At 49.7% G+C, this 12,068-nt stretch carries 9 protein-coding genes; 5 read left to right on the forward strand and 4 right to left on the reverse strand.

Going from position 1 to position 12,068, the window contains the following annotated elements; genetic code table 11:
• Positions 1-26 precede the first annotated feature (26 nt).
• The gene (gene uvrA / locus ACJHW7_RS17860) at positions 27-2,849 is read right to left on the reverse strand and encodes an excinuclease ABC subunit UvrA (RefSeq protein WP_000357740.1); all 2,823 of its coding nucleotides are present in this window, start codon (positions 2,847-2,849) and stop codon (positions 27-29) included.
• A 253-nt stretch (positions 2,850-3,102) separates the two neighbouring features.
• Here uvrA and ssb1 point away from each other — a divergent pair, with 253 nt between their 5' ends.
• Complete coding sequence (gene ssb1 / locus ACJHW7_RS17865) at positions 3,103-3,639, forward strand: single-stranded DNA-binding protein SSB1 (protein WP_000168305.1); 537 nt, start codon at positions 3,103-3,105, stop codon at positions 3,637-3,639.
• Positions 3,640-3,737: 98 nt separating this feature from the next.
• Here the strand turns inward: ssb1 and ACJHW7_RS17870 are convergent, their stop codons facing one another.
• The gene (locus tag ACJHW7_RS17870; protein ID WP_001295689.1) at positions 3,738-4,019 is read right to left on the reverse strand and encodes a YjcB family protein; all 282 of its coding nucleotides are present in this window, start codon (positions 4,017-4,019) and stop codon (positions 3,738-3,740) included.
• 429 nt (positions 4,020-4,448) lie between these two features.
• Between ACJHW7_RS17870 and pdeC the strand changes: the two genes are divergently transcribed.
• Entirely contained in the window at positions 4,449-6,035 is a 1,587-nt protein-coding gene (gene pdeC / locus ACJHW7_RS17875; RefSeq protein ID WP_000019536.1) for a c-di-GMP phosphodiesterase PdeC, read from the forward strand.
• Between the two features lie 2 nt (positions 6,036-6,037).
• Here pdeC and soxS read toward each other — a convergent pair whose 3' ends face one another.
• Positions 6,038-6,361: a superoxide response transcriptional regulator SoxS gene (soxS, locus tag ACJHW7_RS17880; protein ID WP_000019358.1), complete on the reverse strand. Its 324-nt coding sequence runs from the start codon at positions 6,359-6,361 to the stop codon at positions 6,038-6,040.
• 85 nt (positions 6,362-6,446) lie between these two features.
• On the opposite strand from soxS, the gene soxR reads away from it, so the two are divergent.
• From soxR to ACJHW7_RS17895, 3 genes are all read left to right on the forward strand, one after another.
• Positions 6,447-6,911: a redox-sensitive transcriptional activator SoxR gene (gene soxR, locus ACJHW7_RS17885; RefSeq protein WP_000412428.1), complete on the forward strand. Its 465-nt coding sequence runs from the start codon at positions 6,447-6,449 to the stop codon at positions 6,909-6,911.
• Between the two features lie 545 nt (positions 6,912-7,456).
• On the forward strand, positions 7,457-8,806 hold the full coding sequence (gene ghxP, locus ACJHW7_RS17890) for a guanine/hypoxanthine transporter GhxP (protein WP_000106882.1): 1,350 nt from the start codon (positions 7,457-7,459) through the stop codon (positions 8,804-8,806).
• A gap of 150 nt (positions 8,807-8,956) precedes the next feature.
• Positions 8,957-10,606: a Na+/H+ antiporter gene (locus ACJHW7_RS17895; protein WP_000402207.1), complete on the forward strand. Its 1,650-nt coding sequence runs from the start codon at positions 8,957-8,959 to the stop codon at positions 10,604-10,606.
• A gap of 153 nt (positions 10,607-10,759) precedes the next feature.
• On the opposite strand, the gene espX5 is transcribed toward ACJHW7_RS17895, so the two are convergent.
• Positions 10,760-12,052, reverse strand: a complete 1,293-nt coding sequence (gene espX5 / locus ACJHW7_RS17900; RefSeq protein WP_001626470.1) for a T3SS effector pentapeptide repeat protein EspX5 — start codon at positions 12,050-12,052, stop codon at positions 10,760-10,762.
• Positions 12,053-12,068 lie beyond the last annotated feature (16 nt).

Consider the following 12,068-nt stretch of genomic DNA (forward strand, 5'->3'; position numbering starts at 1 on the left):
GGCCGCTCAGAAAGCGGCCTTAACGATTACAGCATCGGCTTGAGGAAGCGTGCCGTATGCGAAGCTTCGCACTCCGCGACGGTTTCTGGCGTACCGGAGACGAGGATTTCGCCGCCGCCACTGCCGCCTTCTGGTCCCAGGTCGACAATCCAGTCAGCGGTTTTGATCACGTCGAGATTGTGCTCAATCACCACAATGGTATTGCCCTGATCGCGCAGTTTATGCAGCACGTCGAGGAGTTGCTGAATATCGGCGAAGTGCAGACCGGTGGTCGGCTCGTCGAGAATATACAGCGTCTGCCCGGTGCCGCGTTTTGACAGCTCACGCGCCAGCTTCACGCGCTGGGCTTCACCACCAGAAAGTGTGGTTGCGGACTGCCCCAGGCGAATGTACGTCAGACCAACGTCCATCAACGTTTGCAGCTTACGCGCCAGAGCTGGCACCGCATCAAAGAACTCACGCGCCTCTTCGATGGTCATATCCAGCACTTCGTGGATGGTTTTGCCTTTGTACTTAATTTCCAGCGTTTCACGGTTATAGCGTTTACCTTTGCACTGATCGCACGGCACGTAGATATCCGGCAGGAAGTGCATCTCCACTTTGATCACACCGTCGCCCTGACAGGCTTCGCAGCGCCCGCCACGGACGTTAAAGCTGAAACGTCCTGGCGTATAACCACGCGCACGGGATTCCGGTACGCCCGCAAACAGTTCGCGCACAGGTGTAAACACGCCGGTATAGGTCGCCGGGTTAGAACGTGGAGTACGACCAATTGGGCTTTGGTCGATATCGATCACTTTATCGAAATGCTCCAGCCCCTGAATATCGCGATACGGTGCCGGTTCGGCGATGGTCGCACCATTCAACTGGCGTTGGGCAATCGGGAACAGTGTGTCGTTAATCAGCGTCGATTTACCGGAACCTGAAACCCCTGTGATGCAGGTAAACAGACCGACTGGCAGCGTGAGCGTCACGTCCTTCAGGTTGTTGCCGCGTGCACCTGTCAGCTTCAGCACTTTTTCTGGATTCGCCGGAACGCGTTTCTTCGGCACTTCAATCTTGCGTTTACCGCTCATGTACTGCCCGGTCAACGATTCAGGCACTGCCATAATCGCTTCCAGCGGACCTTCTGCGACCACTTCACCGCCGTGAACACCCGCACCAGGACCGATATCGATCACATGGTCAGCGGCGCGAATTGCGTCTTCGTCATGCTCCACCACAATCACGGTATTACCGAGATCGCGCAGATGGATAAGCGTACCCAACAGGCGCTCGTTATCGCGCTGGTGCAGGCCGATAGACGGCTCGTCCAGTACATACATAACGCCAACCAGGCCCGCACCAATCTGGCTCGCCAGACGGATACGCTGGGCTTCACCGCCGGAAAGTGTTTCTGCCGAGCGGGAAAGTGTCAGGTAATTCAGGCCGACGTTAACGAGGAATTTCAGACGATCGCCGATCTCTTTAAGGATTTTTTCTGCAATCTTCGCCCGCTGACCAGCTAGTTTGAGATTGTTGAAGAATTCCATCGCATGACCGATGCTCATGTCGGAGATAGCAGGCAGCGGCGTATTCTCGACATAAACGTGGCGCGCTTCCCGACGCAGACGCGTCCCTTCGCAGCTGGCGCATGGGCGATTGCTGATAAACTTGGCTAATTCTTCACGTACCGCACTGGATTCTGTCTCTTTATAACGGCGCTCCATATTGTGCAGCACGCCTTCGAACGGATGACGACGGATGGAGGTATCGCCACGATCGTTCATGTATTTGAATTCAATGTTTTCTTTGCCAGAACCGTACAACACCACTTTATGCACGTTCGCGCTCAGGCTGCCCCACGGCGCTTCGACGTCGAACTTATAGTGATCTGCCAGCGATTTCAGCATCTGGAAATAATAGAAGTTGCGGCGATCCCAGCCACGGATCGCACCGCCAGCCAGTGACAGCTCGGGGTTTTGGATCACGCGGTCAGGATCGAAATATTGCTGTACGCCAAGGCCGTCACAGGTCGGGCAGGCACCTGCCGGGTTGTTAAACGAAAACAGTCGCGGCTCCAGTTCACGCATACTGTAGCCGCAAATTGGGCAGGCGAAGTTGGCGGAGAACAGCAGCTCTTCCGCTTTCGGGTCGTCCATATCCGCCACTACCGCTGTACCACCGGAAAGCTCCAGCGCGGTTTCAAACGACTCCGCAAGACGTTGGGTAAGATCGTCACGCACCTTGAAGCGATCAACCACCACTTCAATAGTGTGTTTCTTTTGCAGTTCCAGTTTCGGCGGATCGGAAAGATCGCAGACTTCGCCATCAATACGAGCACGGATGTAACCCTGGCTTGCCAGGTTCTCCAGCGTTTTGGTGTGTTCGCCTTTGCGCTCTTTAATGATTGGCGCGAGCAGCATCAGACGCTTGCCTTCCGGCTGCGACAGCACGTTATCCACCATCTGGCTGACGGTTTGCGCCGCCAGCGGGACGTCGTGGTCCGGACAGCGCGGTTCGCCGACGCGGGCGAACAACAAACGCAAATAGTCGTGGATTTCGGTGATTGTCCCCACCGTAGAACGCGGGTTATGAGACGTCGATTTCTGCTCAATTGAGATGGCAGGAGAAAGCCCCTCAATATGATCGACGTCCGGCTTTTCCATCAGTGACAGAAACTGCCGCGCGTAGGCGGAAAGGGATTCAACGTAACGGCGCTGCCCTTCGGCATATAAGGTGTCGAAAGCGAGCGAGGATTTGCCAGAACCCGAAAGCCCGGTCACGACAATGAGCTTGTCGCGGGGGATAACGAGGTTGATGTTTTTGAGATTATGGGTGCGGGCGCCCCGAACTTCGATCTTATCCATTCACCTTTCCCGGATTAAACGCTTTTTTGCCCGGTGGCATGGTGCTACCGGCGATCACAAACGGTTAATTATGACACAAATTGACCTGAATGAATATACAGTATTGGAATGCATTACCCGGAGTGTTGTGTAACAATGTCTGGCCAGGTTTGTTTCCCGGAACCGAGGTCACAACATAGTAAAAGCGCTATTGGTAATGGTACAATCGCGCGTTTACACTTATTCAGAACGATTTTTTTCAGGAGACACGAACATGGCCAGCAGAGGCGTAAACAAGGTTATTCTCGTTGGTAATCTGGGTCAGGACCCGGAAGTACGCTACATGCCAAATGGTGGCGCAGTTGCCAACATTACGCTGGCTACTTCCGAATCCTGGCGTGATAAAGCGACCGGCGAGATGAAAGAACAGACTGAATGGCACCGCGTTGTGCTGTTCGGCAAACTGGCAGAAGTGGCGAGCGAATATCTGCGTAAAGGTTCTCAGGTTTATATCGAAGGTCAGCTGCGTACCCGTAAATGGACCGATCAATCCGGTCAGGATCGCTACACCACAGAAGTCGTGGTGAACGTTGGCGGCACCATGCAGATGCTGGGTGGTCGTCAGGGTGGTGGCGCTCCGGCAGGTGGCAATATCGGTGGTGGTCAGCCGCAGGGCGGTTGGGGTCAGCCACAGCAGCCGCAGGGTGGCAATCAGTTCAGCGGCGGCGCGCAGTCTCGCCCGCAGCAGTCCGCTCCGGCAGCGCCGTCTAACGAGCCGCCGATGGACTTTGATGATGACATTCCGTTCTGATTTGTCATTAAAACAATAGGTTATATTGTTTTAAGGTGGATGATTAAAGCATCTGCCAGCCATAAAAAAGAAGCCTCCGTTATGGAGGCTTCTACGTATCAGGTCAAAATCATTGGCCATTGTGGCGGTGTCTGATTCATCTCTTCTATCATCACCGACTCGATGTTGTGCCAGATAGCGGTGATGTCCGCCATTGTGATGCCAAGCAACCCCATTGCGAACCAACAGGCGGAAACAACGCCCAGACCGCTGCTGATCACCGCAAGCCCGACATAATCAGACCGACGAAAACGGATGTTGAGTGTGCTGGCCAGAAACATCATTACGGCACTAAGAAGTTGCCAGCGAAGAAGAACCACGCCAGTGGTGAGGGTAGCCATCAAACAATTCCTCTGAAAAGAGCCGATGCCCTGGACAGCGCGGCGTTGTTCACGGGAGGCGTGGTACACTCTGGCTATCGCGGGGCTTGCAGAACACAAAAATGAAACACTCTGTTTGTTTCATTAATTTTGTGAACTATATCACAATTGATTGTTTGTTAGCCATATTAGGCCGTGACTTTTATTGCTGTACAGATTATGTGGTTTTTCAGTGGCATTAAGGGCATATCTTCCCGCCGCCTCTGCATTCCTGTAGGAAATTAATTTTGAATATCAATGAATTATTTTCATCCAGGTGACGATTAGAAAGGTATCAATTTCAAATCAGGCAAAAGTGCTATTTATACCGTAAGATTTATCTAAAGACGTCGGTACCCAGGGTTTTCACCTTGCAATGGCCGGGTATAAACAGGCAGGAAATTGATAGCAATGAGTCATCGTGCACGACACCAATTACTGGCGTTGCCGGGCATTATCTTTTTAGTTCTCTTTCCCATCATTCTTTCGCTATGGATTGCCTTCCTTTGGGCAAAATCAGAAGTGAATAATCAGCTCCGAACCTTTGCTCAACTGGCACTGGATAAATCCGAGCTGGTCATTCGCCAGGCAGATTTAGTGAGCGATGCAGCTGAACGCTATCAGGGGCAAGTTTGCACTCCAGCCCATCAAAAGCGAATGTTGAATATTATTCGTGGCTATCTTTATATTAATGAATTGATCTATGCCCGTGATAACCATTTTTTATGCTCATCGCTGATAGCGCCTGTAAACGGCTATACGATTGCACCGGCCGATTATAAGCGTGAACCTAACGTTTCTATCTATTATTACCGCGATACGCCTTTTTTCTCTGGCTATAAAATGACCTATATGCAGCGGGGAAATTATGTGGCGGTTATCAACCCTCTCTTCTGGAGTGAAGTGATGTCTGATGATCCGACATTGCAATGGGGTGTGTATGATACGGTGACGAAAACCTTTTTCTCGTTAAGCAAAGAGGCCTCGGCAGCAACGTTTTCTCCGCTGATTCATTTGAAGGATTTAACCGTACAAAGAAATGGCTATTTATATGCGACAGTTTATTCGACAAAACGCCCAATTGCAGCCATTGTTGCGACTTCATATCAACGTCTTATAACCCATTTTTATAATCATCTTATTTTTGCGTTGCCCGCCGGTATTTTGGGGAGTCTTGTTCTGCTATTACTCTGGCTACGTATTCGACAAAACTATTTATCTCCCAAACGTAAATTGCAACGCGCCCTCGAAAAACATCAACTTTGTCTTTATTACCAGCCAATAATCGATATCAAAACAGAAAAATGTATCGGCGCTGAAGCGTTGTTACGTTGGCTTGGTGAGCAGGGGCAAATAATGAATCCGGCAGAGTTTATTCCGCTGGCAGAAAAGGAGGGGATGATAGAACAGATAACTGATTATGTTATTGATAATGTCTTCCGCGATCTGGGCGATTACCTGGCAACACATGCAGATCGCTATGTTTCTATTAACCTGTCGGCCTCCGATTTTCATACGTCACGGTTGATAGCGCGAATCAATCAGAAAACAGAGCAATACGCGGTGCGTCCGCAGCAAATTAAATTTGAAGTGACTGAGCATGCATTTCTTGATGTCGAAAAAATGACGCCGATTATTCTGGCTTTCCGCCAGGCTGGTTACGAAGTGGCAATTGATGATTTTGGTATTGGCTACTCTAACTTGCATAACCTTAAATCATTGAATGTCGATATTTTGAAAATCGACAAATCGTTTGTTGAAACGCTGACCACCCACAAAACCAGTCATTTGATTGCGGAACACATCATCGAGCTGGCGCACAGCCTGGGGTTAAAAACGATCGCTGAAGGCGTCGAAACTGAGGAGCAGGTTAACTGGCTGCGCAAACGCGGCGTGCGCTATTGCCAGGGATGGTTCTTTGCGAAGGCGATGCCGCCGCAGGTGTTTATGCAATGGATGGAGCAATTACCCGCGCGGGAGTTAACGCGCGGGCAATAAAATTACAGGCGGTGGCGATAATCGCTGGGAGTGCGATCAAACTGCCGACGGAAAACGCGGGAGAAGGTCTGCTGCGAGACATAACCCAGGTCCATTGCGATATCAAAAATCGGACGCTCGGTGGTGCGCAACTCAACGGCGGCCAGTAACAGGCGACGTTGGCGAATGTAATCGCCAAGCGTCTGATGCGTCACCGTGCGGAACATTCGTTGCAAGTACCACTTTGAATAGCCTGATTTTTTTGCGACTACATCAATGTTAAGCGGCTGGTCAATATGCTCGTCAATCCATGCGATAAGATCCTGAATAATTTTCTGATGGGACATAAATCTGCCTCTTTTCAGTGTTCAGTTCGTTAATTCATCTGTTGGGGAGTATAATTCCTCAAGTTAACTTGAGGTAAAGCGATTTATGGAAAAGAAATTACCCCGCATTAAAGCGCTGCTAACCCCCGGCGAAGTGGCGAAACGCAGCGGTGTGGCGGTATCGGCGCTGCATTTCTATGAAAGTAAAGGGTTGATTACCAGTATCCGTAACAGCGGCAATCAGCGGCGATATAAACGTGATGTGTTGCGATATGTTGCAATTATCAAAATTGCTCAGCGTATTGGCATTCCTCTCGCGACCATTGGTGAAGCGTTTGGCGTGTTGCCCGAAGGGCATACGTTAAGTGCGAAAGAGTGGAAACAGCTTTCGTCCCAATGGCGAGAAGAGTTGGATCGGCGCATTCATACCTTAGTAGCGCTGCGTGACGAACTGGACGGATGTATTGGTTGTGGCTGCCTTTCGCGCAGTGATTGCCCGTTGCGTAACCCGGGCGACCGCTTAGGAGAAGAAGGTACCGGCGCACGCTTGCTGGAAGATGAACAAAACTAAAGCGCCACAAGGGCGCTTTAGTTTGTTTTCCGGTCTTTGTCTTTCTCTCTATCCCGCTGGTACACAGGAGGGTTTCCCCCGACGTCAACACACCTCATTCGAGCACGTGGTGGAGGTTCCGGTTGGTGTTGATGCTTTAATTGTATGTCACCGACGTTTCTTCGCCAGTGTAAAAGTATACTTTTTAACCGCAATATTTTTGTCATCTCAGACGATTTTTTATCGCAATCCTGAACGGTATACGGCTCGATAACGCTGCAATCTTGCGCACCGACGATAACGTTTGCGCATCAATTGCCTGGTTTTTCATCGTCAAGACAATAAAAGAGAAAAAAGCAGCAAACTTCGGTTGAAAAAGCCGCTATGATCGCCGGATAATCGTTTGCTTTTTTTACCACCCGTTTTGTATGCGCGGAGCTAAACGTTTGCTTTTTTGCGACGCAGCAAATTGTCGCAAACCTGGAGCAGGAAGATAACGTTTCGCTGGCAGGGGATTGTCCGCCACGCATCTTGACGAAAATTAAACTCTCAGGGGATGTTCTCTTATGTCTACGCCATCAGCGCGTACCGGCGGTTCACTCGACGCCTGGTTTAAAATTTCACAACGTGGAAGCACTGTCCGTCAGGAAGTGGTTGCCGGGTTAACAACGTTTCTGGCGATGGTCTACTCGGTTATCGTCGTTCCAGGCATGTTGGGTAAAGCGGGCTTCCCGCCTGCGGCAGTTTTCGTTGCGACCTGTCTGGTTGCCGGACTCGGTTCTATCGTGATGGGTCTGTGGGCTAATCTGCCGTTGGCGATTGGTTGCGCCATCTCCCTGACGGCGTTTACCGCATTCAGCCTGGTGCTGGGGCAACATATTAGCGTACCTGTCGCGCTGGGTGCCGTGTTCCTGATGGGGGTGCTGTTTACGGTAATTTCTGCCACGGGTATCCGTAGCTGGATTTTGCGCAACTTGCCTCACGGTGTGGCGCACGGCACGGGGATCGGTATCGGTCTGTTCCTGCTGCTCATTGCCGCTAATGGTGTCGGTCTGGTGATTAAAAACCCGCTTGATGGTCTGCCCGTTGCGCTGGGTGATTTCGCGACCTTCCCGGTGATTATGTCACTGGTAGGTCTGGCGGTGATCATCGGCCTGGAAAAACTGAAAGTCCCTGGTGGCATTCTGCTGACCATTATCGGTATCTCAATTGTCGGTTTGATCTTCGATCCTAACGTCCATTTCTCCGGCGTTTTCGCCATGCCTTCATTGAGCGATGAAAACGGCAATTCACTGATTGGCAGCCTGGACATTATGGGCGCGCTGAATCCTGTAGTCCTGCCAAGCGTTCTGGCGCTGGTGATGACGGCAGTATTTGATGCCACCGGAACTATCCGTGCCGTCGCCGGCCAGGCGAACCTGCTGGATAAAGATGGGCAGATCATCGACGGCGGGAAAGCACTGACCACTGACTCCATGAGCAGCGTTTTCTCTGGCCTGGTGGGTGCAGCTCCGGCAGCGGTATACATCGAGTCTGCGGCGGGTACGGCGGCGGGCGGTAAAACCGGGTTGACGGCTATCACCGTTGGCGTGCTGTTCCTGCTGATTCTGTTCCTCTCTCCGCTCTCTTACCTCGTTCCGGGGTATGCAACGGCTCCGGCGCTGATGTACGTTGGCCTGCTGATGCTGAGCAACGTGGCGAAAATCGACTTTGCTGATTTTGTTGATGCGATGGCGGGTCTGGTTACGGCGGTATTCATCGTGCTGACCTGTAACATCGTAACAGGCATCATGATCGGCTTCGCGACTCTGGTGATTGGTCGTCTGGTTTCCGGCGAATGGCGCAAGTTGAACATCGGTACGGTCGTTATCGCCGTGGCGCTGGTGACCTTCTATGCGGGTGGCTGGGCTATCTAATCTTTCATCGGATTCTGAAAACGGGTGGCAATGGCTGCCCGTTTTTATTTTCTCCGCACATTGTGTGAGCTTTTGCGATATTCTGAAAAAATGAGAATTCAGGCATAACGTCTTTCTCAGATCATAAAAAACATCGCAAACAGGGAACGCATGGAAATCTTCTTCACCATACTGATAATGACCCTCGTGGTCTCGCTGTCCGGGGTGGTCACTCGTGTCATGCCCTTTCAGATCCCGCTTCCGCTTATGCAAATCGCCATCGGTGCGCTACTGGCGTGGCCGACGTTTGGTTTGCATGTGGAGTTTGATCCTGAACTCTTTTTAGTCTTGTTTATCCCGCCGTTGCTGTTCGCTGATGGCTGGAAAACGCCGACCCGTGAATTTCTCGAACATGGTCGAGAGATTTTCGGCCTCGCACTGGCGCTGGTGGTGGTCACCGTGGTCGGCATTGGCTTCCTTATTTACTGGGTGGTGCCGGGCATTCCGCTGATCCCCGCCTTTGCGCTGGCGGCGGTACTTTCTCCGACCGATGCTGTGGCGCTCTCCGGGATTGTTGGCGAAGGGCGCATCCCGAAAAAAATCATGGGCATTTTGCAGGGCGAAGCGTTGATGAATGACGCCTCCGGTCTGGTGTCGTTGAAGTTTGCCGTAGCAGTGGCGATGGGGACGATGATCTTCACCGTCGGCGGTGCGACGGTCGAATTTATGAAAGTAGCCATTGGCGGTATTCTCGCCGGTTTTGTGGTGAGCTGGCTGTACGGTCGCTCGCTGCGATTCCTCAGCCGCTGGGGCGGTGATGAACCCGCGACGCAGATCGTCCTGCTGTTCCTGCTGCCATTCGCTTCTTATCTGATTGCCGAACATATTGGCGTTTCCGGCATCCTCGCTGCGGTTGCCGCCGGGATGACCATCACCCGCTCCGGTGTTATGCGCCGTGCGCCGCTGGCAATGCGCCTGCGTGCAAACAGCACCTGGGCGATGCTGGAATTTGTCTTTAACGGCATGGTGTTCCTGCTGTTAGGTCTGCAGCTGCCGGGTATTCTGGAGACGTCGCTGATGGCGGCAGAAATCGACCCTAACGTCGAAATCTGGATGCTGTTTACCGATATTATTCTGATATATGCGGCGCTGATGCTGGTCCGTTTCGGCTGGCTGTGGACGATGAAAAAGTTCAGCAACCGCTTCCTGAAGAAGAAGCCGATGGAGTTTGGTTCGTGGACCACACGAGAAATCCTGATCGCGTCTTTCGCCGGGGTGCGTGGGGCGATCACTCTGGCCGGTGTGCTCTCTATCCCGCTGCTCTTGCCGGATGGTAACGTCTTCCCGGCGCGCTATGAGCTGGTGTTCCTGGCGGCTGGTGTCATTCTCTTCTCGCTGTTTGTCGGCGTGGTGATGTTGCCTATTCTGCTACAACACATTGAAGTCGCGGACCATTCGCAACAATTGAAAGAGGAACGTATTGCGCGAGCGGCAACGGCAGAAGTGGCTATTGTGGCGATCCAGAAAATGGAGGAGCGTCTGGCGGCGGATACCGAAGAGAATATCGATAACCAGCTGCTTACGGAGGTCAGTTCTCGCGTCATTGGTAACCTGCGTCGTCGCGCCGATGGACGTAACGACGTTGAAAGTTCTGTGCAGGAAGAGAACCTTGAGCGTCGCTTCCGTCTGGCGGCATTGCGTTCTGAACGTGCTGAACTGTACCACCTGCGCGCCACGCGGGAGATCAGCAACGAAACGCTGCAAAAATTACTGCACGATCTCGATTTGCTTGAAGCGTTGTTGATTGAGGAAAATCAGTAAGCCGAAAGCGACGTAACCAGGCCCGAGGTAATTTGAAAAAGGTGCAATCTTTTGCACCTTTAACAGGTTAGCTCGGGCTAACATTCATGATTCTAAAACAAATAAGTTATCTCTCTTTTAAAGTCAATTCATTGGCTGTTCTTCGACTTAACCTCAATCTGCATCTTGCATAATATCTGCAGTAATCTTCATAGCGACTGCATGAATATTATCCTCAGTTTGTGACATGTCAGTATGAGAGGTACAATCTTCTTCAAAGAATTTCTGTAGTGTTACCAGGATATCACTATTAATGGAGATATTTTCCTCACCACGGAGAATGGTAATACCCATTCCCTGGACGCTAGCCTCATCGAAATTAACACGATAGAGACGGATATTAAACATCCAGGATTTTGTTAAAACAGAACAGTTGAAATGGCAATTGCTTAAATTGGCATTATTAAAATTAACATTAGCCATATTAGAGCCGGTACATATAACCATTTCGAGGAACGTATTTGTTAACCGCGTAAAAAAGAGTTTGCTATCAATTAAGTTTATATTCTGGAGGGTTGCTTTATTCAGGTTGACACGAGACAGATCAGCATGTTCAAAGTTAATTAAATCAAGTTTAGAGAAGCTAAGGTCGGCTCTAAATAAATTAATATATGGCGCTATTACTTTATAAAGATTTACCTCAGCCATGTATGCCATATAAAAATTTGAATAATCAAGGAAGGTATTTTTAATATTGGCTCTATTCATTGTTGCATTGTAGAATTGAACATGCATAGCGGAGCATGAATTTAGAGTTCCGTCAGTCATTTTTATCTGAGCGAAATTTGAGTCATCGAGAATACAATTATCAAAAAGTATTTTTTCCATTATGGCGAAATTAAAATTCGTTTTATACATATTACAGTCCTGGAAAATAGCGTTTTGTAGTCTGCAACCTGCAAAATTCGAATTGGATAAATCTTCATCTTTAATCACGATACCTTTCAGGCTAAGGTGTGAAAAATCGTAACCACCATTTACTGTCTGTGGGATTTCGATAGTATTATTATGGACGGTGACATTATTTATAAAATATACCACCTTAATTGACACTTCCTTATCTTTATTAAGGTAAACTCTTCTCGTAATTCTATCGTCACATTTATTATTTGCATATGAAGCTATATCTATAAAATATTTATGTATTTTCCTGTCCGTTTCTTTCGTGATTTTTCCTGATGGTAAACTATCATAAATTCTTTTCATTTTCTGAATCAAGCCTATCACTTTTTCATGATCATCCATTTTGAAAAGAGAGAGGGCTTTATTGTCAATTAACGTGTTTTTATGATGTTTGCTGTAATTATCTGATTTTGTTTTCTTTGTATGTGATGGACTTGTGACAGAGTGGTTATCGTTAATCAGGCAAAGAGGGAAAAACATATTATTTAAACCATTATAGCGCATAAAATATCCTTATAAT

Source organism: Escherichia sp. WS1152, from assembly GCF_046487665.1.
GTDB classification, from domain to species: domain Bacteria; phylum Pseudomonadota; class Gammaproteobacteria; order Enterobacterales; family Enterobacteriaceae; genus Escherichia; species Escherichia coli.